This window comes from Lutibacter sp. (assembly GCF_041562875.1).
Lineage (GTDB): Bacteria > Bacteroidota > Bacteroidia > Flavobacteriales > Flavobacteriaceae > Lutibacter.
On the sequence record NZ_JBFFOE010000031.1, the window covers coordinates 13,227 to 29,700 of the forward strand.

Annotated in this window: 8 protein-coding genes and 1 pseudogene; 8 read left to right on the forward strand and 1 reads right to left on the reverse strand. The window is 35.3% G+C overall.

Annotated elements, in window-relative coordinates; translation table 11 throughout:
- The first annotated feature begins 61 nt into the window (after positions 1 to 61).
- The 8 genes from ABY863_RS06365 to ABY863_RS06400 all read left to right on the forward strand — a co-directional run bounded on the left by ABY863_RS06365 (position 62) and on the right by ABY863_RS06400 (position 14,630).
- A complete protein-coding gene (locus ABY863_RS06365; protein WP_372793421.1) occupies positions 62 to 1,072 on the forward strand; it encodes a thioredoxin family protein in 1,011 nt (336 codons plus the stop codon).
- A 15-nt stretch (positions 1,073 to 1,087) separates the two neighbouring features.
- The gene (locus ABY863_RS06370) at positions 1,088 to 2,284 is read left to right on the forward strand and encodes a thioredoxin-like domain-containing protein (protein ID WP_372793430.1); all 1,197 of its coding nucleotides are present in this window, start codon (positions 1,088 to 1,090) and stop codon (positions 2,282 to 2,284) included.
- Positions 2,285 to 2,610: 326 nt separating this feature from the next.
- A complete protein-coding gene (locus ABY863_RS06375; protein WP_372793422.1) occupies positions 2,611 to 5,385 on the forward strand; it encodes a M16 family metallopeptidase in 2,775 nt (924 codons plus the stop codon).
- 524 nt (positions 5,386 to 5,909) lie between these two features.
- Positions 5,910 to 8,711 carry a M16 family metallopeptidase gene (locus ABY863_RS06380; RefSeq protein ID WP_372793423.1) on the forward strand — a complete coding sequence of 934 codons (2,802 nt, stop codon included), beginning with the start codon at positions 5,910 to 5,912 and terminating at the stop codon, positions 8,709 to 8,711.
- A gap of 161 nt (positions 8,712 to 8,872) precedes the next feature.
- On the forward strand, positions 8,873 to 9,319 hold the full coding sequence (locus ABY863_RS06385; protein WP_372793424.1) for a protein-disulfide reductase DsbD domain-containing protein: 447 nt from the start codon (positions 8,873 to 8,875) through the stop codon (positions 9,317 to 9,319).
- A gap of 13 nt (positions 9,320 to 9,332) precedes the next feature.
- Positions 9,333 to 11,288 (forward strand): protein-disulfide reductase DsbD family protein, encoded by a 1,956-nt coding sequence (locus ABY863_RS06390; RefSeq protein ID WP_372793425.1) that lies wholly within the window; start codon positions 9,333 to 9,335, stop codon positions 11,286 to 11,288.
- Between the two features lie 104 nt (positions 11,289 to 11,392).
- Complete coding sequence (locus ABY863_RS06395) at positions 11,393 to 12,889, forward strand: aminotransferase class V-fold PLP-dependent enzyme (protein WP_372793426.1); 1,497 nt, start codon at positions 11,393 to 11,395, stop codon at positions 12,887 to 12,889.
- A 1,330-nt stretch (positions 12,890 to 14,219) separates the two neighbouring features.
- A complete protein-coding gene (locus ABY863_RS06400; protein ID WP_372793427.1) occupies positions 14,220 to 14,630 on the forward strand; it encodes a hypothetical protein in 411 nt (136 codons plus the stop codon).
- A gap of 1,193 nt (positions 14,631 to 15,823) precedes the next feature.
- Here the strand turns inward: ABY863_RS06400 and ABY863_RS06405 are convergent.
- Positions 15,824 to 16,474 (reverse strand): annotated as a pseudogene (locus ABY863_RS06405) (hypothetical protein); the annotation flags it as partial.

The window sequence follows — 16,474 nt, forward strand, 5'->3', positions numbered from 1 at the left end:
TTTGAAATACAATATAAATTTCATGAAAAAATTAATAGTAGCATCACTAATCTTATTCAATGTGTTCTTTTCTGTTGCTCAAGGAGTTGCATTTGAAGATTTAAGTGTTGAGCAAGCAGTTGAAAAAGCGCAAAAAGAAAACAAGTATATTTTTGTAGATGTTTATACCGATTGGTGTTCACCTTGTAAATTAATGGATAAGCAAGTCTTCCCTTTGAAAGAATTAGGAGACTATTTCAATCCTAAATTTGTAAGCTTAAAAATAAATGCAGAAAAAGGAGAGGTAGGCCCTCAGTTTGCTAACAAATATAAAATAAAAGCTTATCCTACATTTGTAATCTTAGACAATAAAGGAGATTTAGTGCATATATTTGCCGGAGGTATTTTAGAACCCCAAAAATTTATAAATAAAGTAAGTGAATCATTTGATTCCGAAAAAGCTTATGGGATATTAAAACAACGTTATGATTCTGGTGAAAGAGATATTAAATTGGTGTCAAATTATCTTCAGGTTTTAATAAGCACTCACACTGTTAAGCCGGATGAATTGGTGGAAGAATTTTATAATAGCCTGACTGATGATGAAAAGGTAAGCAATGAGGCCTTATTTATTTACGAAATGTTTGCGCCATTGAAATCGGATAAAGCAAATTTATTTGAAGAAAAACGGGATCAATTCAGAGAAGTTGTGGGAACAGAAAAGATTGATGCTATATTGGTTGCAAAATACGAACTTTATTTTGGTTCGGTAGTGAGAGGTTATGGTAAGGCTACAATTGAAGATATTAACGCCACATGGGAACATATACTCAAATTGGGAATTTCAAATTTAAAAACACTTCCTGTTTTTAAATCAGCAGCAGTATTAACGCTCACAAATGAAGGCAAAGAAACCGTGTTAAAAGAAATAGAGAATGCTATTTCTAACTTAACAGAACGAGAGAAAGATTTAATGTTATATATTGTTGTGCCTGGATTGAAAGACATTTTGACAGAAAAGGAAAAGGAAAATTTAATCAAATTAGTTACTGACGAAGGTGTGAAGGGATATATAATAAGATCTGCATATTAAAAAAAACAATTGGGCGTGAATAAAAAACATGCCCGATTACTTTCTCATTTCAAATTTAAAAAACATCAAATGAAAATATTTTTTTATGCCATAGCCTTGTGCATATTGGTTTTAAGTGCATGCGAAAGTACCGAAACAAAGAAAACAAATGATGAAAGCTTTGTTATACATGGCAAAATGAATGCCTTGCCCGCTTCGTCTGTCGCGGTGCTTTCTTATAAACAATGGGACACAATAATAACGGATACCGCCCCCGTGAAAAATGGTAAATTCACTTTTAAAGGCAGTGTAGCACACCCCATAGAGGCCGCTATCAGCATACGCCACGGCAATGCATTTCCTAATAAATCATGGCAACGCGATAACTTCAATTTTTATATTGATAATAGTGAGATGGCGCTCAAGGCAACCGATTCTGTAAAATATGCCACAATAAAAGGCTCTGTTCTTACTGACCAATCCATGGAAATAGACTTGCTGACAAAACCAATGATGCAAAAAATTGATGCTTTACTTAAAAGTTCTCACAGTGAGCCTCAACCCGCTATGGAAATAAGATTGGCAAACAGAGACACCATTAATGTCATGGTAGACAGTATTGCGGCTGTTGTACATGCGTATATTGAAAACCATAGAGACTCTTACATTGCTTTTACCCGTTTTGCCCGTCATGAAGTAGGCAGTAAATTTAATGCCCAAGTAGCCGAAACCGAATACAATAAATTTAATGAAACGTTGCACAATACCCCATTAGGAAAACGTACCTGGGAACGCATAGCGATTGCCAAGAAATCGTTGGTAGGTGAAAAAGCCATGGATTTTACACAAACTGATGTAGAAGGCAATCCCTTTAAATTAAGTTCTCTTAGAGGAAAATATGTATTGGTGGATTTTTGGGCCAGTTGGTGTAAACCCTGCAGGGCAGAAAATCCTTTTGTTGTAAAAGCCTATAACAAATTCAAGAATGAAAACTTTGAAATTGTTGGTGTATCATTAGATGGAGGTCATGAACCTTGGGAAATGGCCATAAAAAAAGATGAACTTCCCTGGATCCATGTCAGCGACCTTAAAGGGTGGAAGAATGAAGTAGCCCTTCAATACGGTATAAATTCAGTACCATTTAACATACTGCTGGATCCCGATGGTATTATTATTAGCAAAAACCTGAGAGGTGAAGCATTGACTGCCGAGCTGGAGAGAATTTTTAACTAATAAAAAAAGAAGTGTCTTTAAAGTTAAAAGCTGGAAGTTAAAAGTTTTTGAAGTGAATGAAGAATAAAACAACTTAAGGCACTAAAATAGAGAAGTGTCTAAAAGTTAGCTACCGGTGGTAGGTTAATTGGATTTGCAAGTTAAATCCTTATTTTAACAGCAAAGGTCGCTAAGTTTTTTCGCAAAGAATACGCTAAGCCCTGTTTTAAAAATTGAGCATTTGCGTCCCTTGCGCTTTTTCCTTGCGTTATTTGCGGTTAATTTTTTGAAGTGAACTAAAATTAAAACAACTCAAGGCACTAATAATCTTATCAAAATAATAATAGATGAAGTACATATATTTGATTGCTTTGTTGTCGCTGCAAATTGGGCGCGCTCAAGAGCAAGACCTTAATCAATTTAAATCCGCAGAGTTAAAAACAGGGATTTTAGCAAATGGCATGCATTATTATATTATGCATAATGAAAATCCCAAAGACCGGGCATGCTTTTATTTCGCACAGAATGTAGGTTCTATGCAAGAAGAAAGCAACCAGCGTGGTTTAGCACATTTTCTGGAACACATGGCATTCAATGGTACAACGCATTTTAAGGACAAACAAATGCTGAAATATCTGGAGAAAAACGGGGTGAAATTTGGCAATGACATTAATGCGTATACCTTATATGACGAAACAGTTTACAATATAAAAAATGTTCCCATACAAAATGAGAAGTTACTGGATTCAGTATTGCTCATACTTCATGATTGGTCAGGAAGTTTAACACTTACAGACGATGAGATAGACAGTGAGCGTGGTGTAGTAAGAGAAGAATGGCGTACCCGTTATAATGCAGCAATTCGTACTGCCGATACAATAAAGAATCAGGGTTTATTGACAGGGTCTAAATATGCCAAAAGATCCCCTATTGGAACTATGGACATCATCAATAATTTTAAGTATGATGAGTTAAGGGACTATTATAAAAAATGGTATAGATCTGATTTACAGGCGGTTATTGTCGTAGGTGATGTGGATATTGCAAAAATTGAAAAGAAAATAAAAGCCCTTTTTTCTAACATACCGCTTCGTAAAAATCTGCCTGAACGCAAATCTTATGACGTGCCGTTGGGAGAAGATTTTATCTACCTGAATGTAACCGATCCTGAACTTGGGGCGCCGGAAATAGAATATTATATAAAGCATCCAGTAGATCCTGATTTGTCTCAAAAGGACGCGCTGGAAAATAGCGTAAAGTACAGGATGCTCAGTACGATATTCAACCAGCGTTTAAATCAACTGTCTCGATTGCCTTCCAGTCCGGTGCTTTCAATCCGATTTGGTTTTGAAAATATTGCAAGACCTCTTGAAGTACTGAAAATAACCATGCAACCAAAAAGGGATAGTCTGTTGCCTGCATTACAATTCGCGCTAACCGAATTTAGAAGGCTCATGCTTTACGGTGCCACTCCGGAAGAGTTTAACCGCGTTAAATCGTCTATGGGACGTAGCAACAATACCAACAATAAAAGCTGGCATAGCAGTATTTACAATGCCATTAAAATATATGAAGCTTTTTTTAAAAACCATCAGCTTGCCGATTATGAATGGGAGCAACGCTATGAACAAGCTTGTTTAAAAGAAGTGACAAACAACAGTTTGCTCGAATACCTTCATAAATATTATACCACAAAAGACAATGTGGTGGCAATTAAAGGAACTGATGATGTATTATATCCTACAGAAGCAGAAGTTTTAGAGGTCTTGCATACATCAAGAAATGCCAATCCTGAACCATATAAAGAAATAACATATGAGAAAAAATTAATGGATTTAGCACTGACAGAAGCTGAGGTTGTTCATGAAGAAAAATTAGAGGGTGGTGAAGCAATAAGATATACCTTGTCCAATGGTGCCTGCGTAAGTTTGTTCTCTCCACTCAAGAAAAATGAAGATTTTTATTTTAACGGTTTCAGTCCAGGTGGTAAATCGTTATTGGATGAAGCCTTGCTGTCCAACGCGCTGTTTGCCACCGTATTTACTTCGGCATCGGGGTTGGGTAATTTAAATAAAATAGAATTGAGTGAATCTGGTGAAGTCATAACTGCTAACGTTAAGATAGAAAATTATGAAGAAACTTTGTCAGCCTACAGCAATCTCAATAATATTGAAAAATTATTTAAAGGAATCTACCTTACGTTTACAGCACCAAGATTTGATGATCAGGCTTTTGAAGTTGCAAAGCAAAACTTAGAAAACCTGCACGATGTCCTTAAAGGAAGTGCGCAAAGCGATTTAACCGATTCCCTGCAATTGGCAATGAGCAACTACAGCAGTAGAGAAGTGTTGTTTGATAAACAATTGTTGAACAACCTATCTATGCAAACCATAGAAACCATTTACAGAGACCGTATCAAAAATGCATCCGATTTTGATTTTATATTTATGGGCAATATAGAAACCGAACAATTTTTGACATTGGCAAAAAAATATATAGGAAGTATTCCCGGAACCCATACTCGGGAAACAGCTATAAACCACAAGATGAAGCCACAGGCGGGCATTGAGAAAGTGCACCTATCACGGACAATGCAAACCCCTCAGGGAAGTATAAATATATATTTTACGGGTAATTTGGAATACAACCATAAAAACAAACTGCTTATTAAGGTTACAGAACAATTACTTGCCAAGCGCTACATGGAAAAGATACGGGAAAAAGAAGGTGGCACATATGGGGTACGTGTAAAAGGCAGTATGCAATACCTGCCGGAAGCCAGTTTTACACTAACCGTTAGTTTTAACTGCAATCCCGAAAAAACTGATAGGCTGGCGGCTATTGTTTATGAAGAACTTAAACAACTTTCCAAAGAAATCAATACAGTAGAACTCTATGAAATAAAAAGCAGTTTAAAGAAAGAGATTGATGAAAAAGAAGGATATAACAGACAGTATTTTGAGAATGTGACTGATAGTTTTAAGCACAATATTCCTTTATTGACAGAAGAAGAAAACATAGCAGAAATAGAGGCCATTACAGAAGAAGAAATTAAGGAACTGGCATTAAGAATCAATAATAACCTAAGAGTGATTGAAGGTATTTTATCACCTTCAAAATAATGAATGGCAGATTATTAAGTAAAAAATAAATACTTACCTATGGTAGAGGAAACCATTACTGTCTTTATAGGTGAAAGGAGATATCCATTTTATCTGCATTCTATGTAACCACTGACAAATAAATTATTAACAGGTGAAACGAGTCATCTCAAAAAAACATTTAACACATGGGAAAATATTCAATAACGAGTTCAATAAATAAATCCTGACTCAATCATATTTCATTGTTTTTTTGTTTGAATTAATTACACTGCTAACAATATATTGAGTTGGTGCACGGGCAACCATTTTCAAGGAATGGTTGTCCCGTGTTATTGAGATAGGTTGTCCGAAGACGGAAAACGGAATACAGAAGACCGAAGTAAAAAAATGCAGGAAGTTCGAAGTTATACGAATCAAATCCCTCCCATTTTTGTTCGGGATTAGGGGGGGTGTGAAACTGGAATCTACATAAAAAGTTAAATATTAAATCGCGTCAGCATTGGAGTTTTAAAAACAACAACAAATAAATAATTAAATAAAAAATGAAAAATACAATTGCAATCGTATTACTCTTCTTACTGAGTATTGGCATAAGTGCTCAAACTATAGATCTTAACCAAGCGCTTCCGGTAGATCAAAATATTAAAAAAGGAGTTTTAAAAAATGGCTTAACATATTATATAAGTAAAACAGATGTTGTTAAAAATGTAGCCAGTTATTATATCATCCAAAATGTAGGATCTGTACTTGAAAATGATGACCAGCAGGGCCTGGCACATTTTTTAGAGCATATGGCATTTAACGGCACCGAAAACTTTGAGGGTAAAGAAATTTTAAATACGTTGCAAAAGGAAGGCATTGTTTTCGGCAAGAATATCAATGCCTATACCTCCTTCGATGAAACAGTGTACAATATTGACAATGTACCCACAGCCCCAAAATTGATAGATACAGGTTTGTTGATCTTACGCGACTGGTGCCATTATCTGTTGCTTACCGATGAAGAAATAGATGCCGAACGCGGCGTAATCAAAGAAGAATGGAGAACCAGACAAACGGGTGGTTTAAGGATATTTCAAAAATCACTCCCTACATTGTTCAATGGCTCTAAATATGCGCAACGGATGCCCATCGGTCAAATGGATATCGTAGAAAATTTCAAGTATAAAGCACTTCGTGATTTCTACCACGACTGGTACAGAACCGATCTGCAGGCCATTGCCATAATTGGAGATATCAATGTAGACGAAATAGAACAAAAAATTATAGACTTGTTTTCAACCATACCTCCGGTTGAAGATCCGAAAGAGCGATTCATCGTTGAGATTCCCGACAATGAAGCACCGCAATATGTTCTGGTGATGGATGATGAGGTGTCTATCGCCCAAATTTCTTTTGGAATCAGGCATCCAAGAAATTTGAAAGATGAAACAGTGGCAGATTTAAAAGGATCTTTGCTGAATCAAATGATAACAACTATGTTATCGGCAAGAATTAATGAACAAAAGCAAGATCCGCAAGCGCCTTTTCTAAGGATTCGTGTAGGATATAGCGATCATTCCAGAGCAACAAACGCTTTTTCTGTCCAAATCTCTCCCAAACCAAACCAACAGCAAGAGGCGTTTAAAGTAGCTTTAAATGAAATAAACAGGCTAGTAAAATTCGGATTTACAACATCCGAAATAGACAGAACAATTGTTCAGTTTAAAAACTATTATGAAAATCAAATAAGCAAGCGTGAAGATATCTCACACGGTCAGATTGCAAACACCATCCAACAAAATTATCTGGAGAATAAAACCATGACCGATATTGAAAAGGAGTATGAACTTGTGAAGCAAATTTTTAATAGCTTGACCAAAGAGGAAGTACACAGGGGAATGAAGAATTTGTATACCCAAAAAAACAGGTATATCATAACCACAGGAGTTAACGAAAACAACAATTTAACGCAAACAGCCGCGCTTGAAATTATAAAAACCGCAGAAGATGACAAGACACTTGTGCCTTATTCAGATGAATTTAGCGGAAAAACCTTAATATCCGGCATCGAAATAAATAATGGGAAAATAGTGTCGGAAGTCGACAATGATGTCGTTGGTTCCAAAACGTTCATACTAAGCAACGGCATAAAGGTCCATTACAAATTTACCGACAAAAACAAAAATGATGTAAAGTTAAATGCTATAAGTGAAGGAGGAATGTCATTGGTTGAAGACAGCGATCTTCCCTCAGCCAACTTAATGGGCAATGTAGTTCAACTCTCCGGATTGGGAGATTACTCGCCCACAGATCTAACGAAGGTTTTGGCCGGTAAAACAGCATCTGCAGGAATTAGCCTTTCATCAATCAATGAAGCAATTGTTGGATCTTCGGTAACAAAAGATGTGGAAACCATGTTGCAAATGGTTCATTTGCGTTTTGTAAAGCCCCGATTTGACATGGACGCCTATAAAGTATTGATGGGCAATGTGGATAATTATCTCATAAAAAGAAGCAATGATATTAATGAAAAAATTAAAGACAGTGTTATTATGGCTATTTATGGCAACAACAATCCAAAAACACAAATATTTAATTCAGATTATGTTGAGAAAATTTCTTTTGAAAAGATAAAAGAAACATATTTGGAAAGATTTGGAAATGCATCAGATTTTGAGTTTTTTATTGTCGGTGATTTACAGCCAGAAACGCTTAAGCCTTTATTGGAAAAATATATTGCAAGTATTCCAACCGATGATACAAAAGAAAGATGGAAAGACAATACGGCAAAATGGCAAAGCAATGCGATTGACAAGGATATTTATCTTAAAATGGAACACCCTAAAAGTTCGGTGAGAATAGGATACAAAAATGAGATTGAATACAGTTTAAAAAATGAATTAATAGCCAGAGCCTTAGGAGATATCTTACAATTAAGATTTACCGAAACCTTAAGAGAACAAGAAGGCGGAACCTATGGTGCGAGTGCAGGCGCAAACGTGTCGAAAAGACCGGTTGAAAGCGCGTCTGTTTCCGTGTCTTTTGATTGTAATCCTGAGAAAGTGGAAAAATTGGTTGTGATAGTGCACCGGGAAATTGAAAATATGGCAAAAGGCAAGATTCAGCAAACGGATCTGAATAAAGTCACAACGAATTATTTAAAGGAACGAAAAGAACAGCAGCAATATAACAGTTATGAAATGAGCCTGCTGATCAATTATTTTCGTGAAGGCTATCATATGAATGACCCGAAGAATTTTGAAGATCTGGTGAATAATATTTCTGTGGCAGACATTCAGGGATTTACAAAAAGACTCTTAAAAAATGCAGATTCCTATGAAATAACCATTCAGCCAAAATAAAATTAAAATACAAAGAGCAACGTTGATGAACCCTCCAATTGGGTAATTGAATAAATGAAAACAATTACCAAATAACAAAATGAAATTAATAAAAACAAGTAAACTCGGCTCTACGAAGTCTCCTGACTTCGTAGCTCTTTTTAAAAAACAATCATAGCAAAATGAAAAAATTAGTATTAGCATTATCTTTTTTGACCTTTGGGTTTGTTCATGGTCAAATCTTAGAGCCTGTAAAATGGGCCACTTCAGTAAACAAAATTTCTGAAACAGAATATGATTTAGTTACTACAGCCACAATTGAAATCAATTGGCATCTGTATTCACAGTCGGTACCGGAAGATGGGCCCATACCAACCAATTTCACTTATAAAGGGAATCCAAATTATCTTAAAAAAGGAAATACGATAGAAGATAAAGGACATACTGTAGATGACCCAATCTTTGGTGTGAAAATTAAATATTTCGATAATAAGGCGTCTTTTAAACAACGTATAAAGTTAAAAGCAAAAGCGCCCTTTAAGGTTTATGCAACGGTTGAATTTATGGTTTGCGACGACAGTAGATGTTTACCGCCTGCCGAATTAGATTTAGTATTCAACATTAAATAAGCGATACTTTAAAATGAGAAATTTTTTTTTAACATTAAGTGTTTTACTATTAGCTTTAACAAGCTATGCTCAAATATTAAATCCAGTAATATGGACAACCACCGTAGAAAAAATATCAAATGAAGAGTACGAATTAATTACTGAGGCAACCATAGAAGCCGGTTGGCATTTATATTCTCAAACCGTGCCCGAAAATGGCCCCATTGCAACAACATTTACTTATGATGACAGTGAGGGGAGTTTTAAAATATCAGGAAACACTTCAGAAGGAGAGGGTCATACAGTAGACGATCCCGTTTTTGGGATGAAAATCAAGTATTTCGAAAAAACGGCCATTTTCAAACAAAAAATAGCACTGGTAAAAGAGGTAACTACAGTTAATGCTTTTGTGGAATTTATGGTTTGCGACGATACCAAATGTTTACCGCCCACCGAGGTAAACCTTGTATTTAATCTTACCGGGAAAGCTATTACAGAAACACCAATAGCGGCAGAAGTTTTGAAAGATAAAGTAGCAAAAGATTCCAAATCAAATAAAGGGCTCTGGTACATCTTCTTTATTGCTTTTTTATCAGGTTTTGCCGCCTTGTTAACACCTTGTGTATTCCCTATGATTCCTATGACGGTAAGTTTCTTTACCAAGCAAAGCAAAACAAAGGCAGCGGGTATCAGGAATGCCATCATTTATGGTGTGTCTATCATAGTGATCTATGTGGTATTGGGTATTCTTGTAAGTTTGATATTTGGTGCCGATGCATTGAACTCCCTGTCAACCAATGTGTGGTTTAATATAGCATTCTTTATTTTGTTATTAATTTTTGCGGCCTCTTTCTTAGGAGCTTTTGAAATCATGCTGCCAAATAAGTGGGCAAATAAAGTTGACTCACATGCAGATAGGGGAGGATTAATAGGGATATTTTTTATGGCTTTGGCTTTGGCTATTGTTTCGTTTTCTTGTACAGGGCCAATAGTTGGCACTTTATTGGTACAAGCGGCGGCAGGTGGCAGCCAAATAGGGCCTATTATCGGAATGTTAGGTTTTTCATTGGCAATTGCATTACCGTTTGCCTTATTTGCGGCATTCCCCGGATGGTTAAATTCATTGCCTAAATCGGGGGGCTGGTTAAATACCGTAAAAGTGGTGTTGGGGTTTTTGGAATTGGCTTTGGCATTCAAATTTTTATCCAATGCCGATTTAGTATTGCAACTGCATCTATTGGAAAGAGAGGTCTTTATAGCAATATGGATCGCCATTTTTGGTGCCTTGGCATTTTACCTCTTTGGAAAGTTGCAGTTACCGCACGATTCGCCATTAACCCACATATCAGTAGGCAGGTTAAGCTTAGGGCTGTTGGTACTGTCATTTACTATTTATATGATTCCGGGACTTTGGGGAGCACCTTTAAATTTAATAAGCGCCTTTCCTCCACCACAAAATTATAGCGAGTCGCCTTATGGTGTTGGATATACCAAATCGGGTTCCGTAAGCATGTCAGCGAGTCATGACGAATTACCGGAAGGAGCACATTTAATGGCACCCCACGATATTTTGGCGTTTAATGATTATGATAAAGGATTGGATTATGCTAAAAAAGTAGGTAAACCGGTAATGATAGACTTTACGGGCTGGGCCTGTGTAAACTGCAGAAAAATGGAACAAAATGTATGGCCAGACCCAAAAGTATTGGATATCTTAAAAAATAAAGTAGTGTTAATTTCCCTTTATGTTGATGATAAAAGACCTCTTCCTGAAGGAGAAGAAATGGAATCAAAACTTCGACCTGATAAACAATTAAAATATATTGGACAGAAATGGAGTGAGTTACAAATCATTAAGTATAAAGCCAATGCACAGCCATTTTACGTATTAATGGATCATAATGAAAAAAATCTTATTGATCCTATCGCCTACACACCAGATGCTGGAGAATATTTTGAATGGATGGATGAGGGATTAAAAAACTTTTGAGTTCGACCACAGATTAGTTTTCAAAACGTCAAACAGTGGTTTATTTTTGATTGATTGATTTCGCTCTGGCTTTTTGCCGGAGTGATTTTCATAAAATATAGCATATGATTTTATCAAATAAAAGAAAGGAAAAAACAGGTTTAGAGGCTTATTTTCAGCAATTCAGAAAGGGTATTGTCGGTAGTGACCAAGAGTTCACCTCTCCCTACGGCAAAAAAAAACTCATTTATGCCGATTGGACGGCCAGTGGTCGTTTGTACCGGCCGATTGAGGAAAAACTTTTGCACGAGATTGGCCCATTCGTGGCAAATACCCATACAGAGACCTCAATTTCCGGTAGTGTGATGACACATTCTTATCACAATGCCAGAAACATTATTAAGGAGCATGTAAACGCTTCAAAGGATGATATATTGATTACCGTTGGTACAGGGATGACTGGAGCGATCAATAAGTTTCAACGTATTTTAGGGATTAGGCTCAATGAAAACCTAAAAGGACACACTGTAGTTCCGGATGAAAAACGGCCAATCATATTTGTGTCTCATATGGAACACCATTCCAATCAAACCTCGTGGTTGGAAACCATTGCGAGGGTAAAAGTAATTCCATCCACTCATGAAGGATTGCCATGTATGGAAAGTTTAGGGCAGTTGTTGAAGGAATATAATAGCGTACACATAAAAATTGCAGCAGTTACTGGCTGTTCAAATGTTACGGGGATAAGAACAAATTATTATGAAATCGCAAAACTGATGCACCAAAATAATGGGTTGTGTTTTGTGGATTTTGCATGTTCGGCACCTTATGTGTCAATCAATATGCATCCGGAAGATGAGGAGCAATATATTGATGCCATTACCTTTTCGCCACACAAGTTTCTGGGGGGTCCAGGTTCTTCAGGTGTTCTGATCTTTAATAAAAAACTCTACAATAATCTAGTACCTGACAATCCGGGTGGAGGTACCGTAAGTTATACGAATCCCTGGGGCGACCACGATTATATTGATGATATTGAAGCCCGTGAAGATGGTGGGACGCCTGGATTTTTGCAAGCCATAAAAATTGCATTGGCAATCCGGCTGAAGGAAAAAATGGGTGTACAAAATATATTGGACAGGGAACATGAATTGAATACTATAATTTTCAATAAACTTTCCAGAATTGATAATTTGCATATTCTTGCCAAAAATAATACGGAGCGTTTGGGAGTGTTTTCTTTTTATATTGAAAATGCACATTATAATTTAATAGTAAAACTTTTAAATGACCGATTTGGGATCCAAACACGAGGCGGATGCTCTTGTGCAGGCACTTATGGTCACTACCTGTTGAATGTGGACGCGTCTACCTCAAAAGCCATTGAACAAAAAATATTAGAAGGATGTCTGGCTGAGAGACCAGGTTGGATAAGGATGTCTATTCATCCAACAATGAGCAATGCAGAAATTGAATTTATTTGCAATGCAATTGAAGAAGTGGCCAATAACTTTGTGACATTGCAAAATAATTATGAGTATAATCCAATTAAAAATGAATTTATTCATATAAGTAAACCCACAATTGAAAAAACAATAACGAAAGATTGGTTTGATCTTTAATGATCTGACAAATATACGTAAAATGGAATTGGTAATTTGAAAAATTTAGGTGTTTAGTGATGCTTTTTAAAGTGTTTATTCAGCCATTTTTGAAGGTCAATTTCACGAAAAGTTTTAATCGAATAGATCCAACAAATTTAACAGATACCACATAAATTAAGATTGCACTTTTTGTGCTTTTAACATAGTATTGTGATTAAAACAATCTAATTCTGTCTCATTGCCACATCTCCAGCAGTATTCCGTTTATCCTGAACTCGTTTCAGGATCTTATGATTAATATACAACGGCATACAGCTTCCAATTCCGCGCAGTAAAAACCACCGAGAAGGTGGTATTTACTTTTTGCCTTTGACCTCTTTTAATCTGGTTCCATTAAAATAGCCTCAACTAAACAGAATGTTTAGCAGGTAATAAGGAGTTCCTCAGTCGATCCACTTAATTTCGTAAAGCCTAATTAAAATTTTTCATACCTCAAATTTATTACTTACCACAAATAATACCGCTGCGGTGGCACATCCTCGCTGGCACTATTTGCTTGCTTTATCTTCATACGTTACTCTATTCGGAGACACATAGCTTACTTTACTCTTAATATCTAATAAGGAAATGCTACGCAAGAATTTCATTAAGAGAAAACCGCTCTTTCATTTTGACTGAGCCCGCTAGATCTCTCAGCCTATTTGGTGATCACGGTTTTTTGATAGCATCCATTTTGCATAGAATTTAAACACTTCTTAACATACGTTATTAAAATCTATTGCAAACGCGCAAATAAGCTGTCTATTCCGTTCCTACATATCCAGCACATTTCTTTCCAACAGCTTCAAAAACAGCACCACCAGCGTGTGCCACGTAGTTGTAATACGCACTTATTCGAAACTCAACGTGCTATTATTCCAACAGCTTCAATCAGCTCGTGCGGGCTCGGCTCTGCTTCGCTATTACCCGTTTTTAATAAGAAGCATTTCGGTTTTTAAATTTTAATAGTAAAAGTAAAAGGGTTAAAGTAAAGGACTTGACTCTATAATTTGCAATTAACATATGTAGTGATTATCCAAACTTACTAAAAATTAATTCAGCTATAATAAGTGACCGAATAAAAAGTATGCAAATTTAAGTTCCCCCCTTCAACAGCCGCATATTTGATGTAAAGGTTACCCTACGGTTCTGCTATAAATCTCCAGCCACCTTAATTCATTATATAACTTTATTCTTCCAACGCTAGTATTTATAGCACAAACCCAGACATCAAGCCTCGCAACATAGCACAGTCATTCTTTTTCTAATTCGGTTCAAAAAAAATAGTTGAGCCATAAACATTAACAGAATGACAAATCTTCACTATGAAATCAAAACACACAAAATGGGTAGAACTTATAAAGCGCCACGCTTTTATATTCTTAATAAAGGACTGAATAGTGGAAGACCAATGAATCAACCTTGTCCTAATTTTTTTGTAGTAAAAGTAGATACTAAAGAAGAGCGAGAATCATTGTACTACCTAACATTGTCACTTCAAACAGGTAAATACTTCAGCTACTATATAAAAGGAAGTGTGATTCCGTTTATAACTATTGGTGATGCGAGAAAGGTGTTGAATACGGCCATACAAAACTATAAGCAACAACAATGGGGGTTAAAAGTTGAAAAACTTAAAAAGGTTACAGCATATGAGAATAATTTACAGCAACAACTAAATACAATTTATAAGTTAAAAATTGCACTGCTAAGAATCTAGCGTGTTACAAAAAAGGGAACTATAAACATAATATGTTTATAGTTCCCTATATAAAGGCCCCCGACTTTACCATAATTCGGATTCAAATAATATAATACTTGATGGGTAGGGGTGATTGTAATATCTTAAAATTTACTAAAAGGGCTATGTTGCTATTGTTAAAGCTTAACTTAATATACTATTACTTCTGGCGGTGCAACTATATACTAATAAAACACTCTTGTTATTAAATTTTTCAACATCCTGCATAATGTTTCTACCTGTTTTTAACTTGTATTTGGTCTTTTTGATCTGAATATTTGATTTAATTACTTATTCAAATCAATAATATTATAGCTTTTTCCATTTTTGACGCTCCACTATTACCTTATTGCCCCCTTGTTTAATACAGGGAAAGCGATATTCTGGTGACGGGAATGGGTAGGTCCAATTGGCTAATGTTTATAATTTTATTGGGTAGACTATAGTATATTTTATGCTTCTTAATTTAAAAAATTCAAATGATGGAGGAACTTTAATGTTTTTAAAATATTATATCTATAATTTATGTTTTATAATAAATGGCTATATTCCTCTAGTAATTCTGCACCTATATCTCTTAGATATTTTTGTAAAGCAACCAGTGTAGAGTGCCCAGTTATTAACATCAGTTTATTCTTTGTTTTCGACTTAGAGTGCTGCTTTCTTAGTTCTCTGTATAGCTTAGTAATAAACGTATGCCGAAATGAGTATACAGTATAGCCTGAACCTATATCTAGTTTTTTCTTCACTTTATTGAAGCGATTACCAAAATAAGATCTTTTTCCTGACTCTCTTCACGCTCCCATTTTTCAACACCTTCAGGTGTAAATAAGTAATGTTCAGGATTTTATAAGTCTAACTTATTAAGTTCTTTAATTAAAATTTCAGGAATTATTTTTGTCTTATGCGGCTTATTCTTGACTATAACAGTTAGAGTTCCTTCCTTTAAATTTATATCCTTAACCTTCAACCTAACTACTTCAATAGGACGCAAGAAATTATATGAAACGAATTTAATAAATAAAAGAAGTAAGGGGGTCGCTAGTTTCTAATTCTTTATAAATTTCATCTACTTTATCTAGAGAATATGTTTTATTTCTAGTTGGTTTAGACGTAAGTTTTTTAATTTTCTCGATGAAATTATATTCTATATAATCGTTTTCTACTAGAACCTAAAATACAGCTGAGAGGTCTTGTCTGTAATTATTCCTGTTGCTTGAACCCAAAGTTTTTAGGGTGTGATTTAAAAAATTAGTAACAATTTTCTTGTCTATAGACCTGATATTAGCGATATCCAACACTTTACTCTTCAAGTAATTTTTAAAAACGTTAACTCTATTATAATAACTGCTGTATGTACTTGGACTTACAGTTTTTTCTTTTAATTCTAGAGCAAAATCTAAAGCACTATTAGCAGAGTACTCATTTTCTATAACTTCATTTTCAAAGGGAGAATAACCCTCTTTTAAAAGGTTTTCAAGTGATTCTCTAAGAATATTAAAATGCTTAAGTTGTTCTTTTTTAGATTTATGTAAACGATTGAAATTAGCATCAATTGGAGTTTGTCTTACTAATTTACCAGTTTCAGGATGCCTGTATGAGTAATAAACGTAACAACGTTTAGTTAGACCATAATCCTTACCTCCGTGGTAAATTTTTGGGATTGAGTAATTCTTCTTCATTTTTAAACCGTATATATTTTCGTATTCGGTGCAAAGTAATTCTAAAATCTTAGACATAAAAAAAGCGCTTAAAGATATTTCTCTAAGCACTGATTTTACTACTGTTACATCGACATAAAATGTCTTAGTACCTCGAGCGGG

Excerpts from the sequence above, each read along its gene's own strand:
- ABY863_RS06375 (WP_372793422.1), top strand. The coding sequence starts at position 2,611 with ATGAAGTACATATATTTGATTGCTTTGTTGTCGCTGCAAATTGGGCGC.
- ABY863_RS06380 (WP_372793423.1), top strand. The coding sequence starts at position 5,910 with ATGAAAAATACAATTGCAATCGTATTACTCTTCTTACTGAGTATTGGC.
- ABY863_RS06385 (WP_372793424.1), top strand. The coding sequence starts at position 8,873 with ATGAAAAAATTAGTATTAGCATTATCTTTTTTGACCTTTGGGTTTGTT.
- ABY863_RS06390 (WP_372793425.1), top strand. The coding sequence starts at position 9,333 with ATGAGAAATTTTTTTTTAACATTAAGTGTTTTACTATTAGCTTTAACA.
- ABY863_RS06395 (WP_372793426.1), top strand. The coding sequence starts at position 11,393 with ATGATTTTATCAAATAAAAGAAAGGAAAAAACAGGTTTAGAGGCTTAT.
- ABY863_RS06400 (WP_372793427.1), top strand. The coding sequence starts at position 14,220 with ATGACAAATCTTCACTATGAAATCAAAACACACAAAATGGGTAGAACT.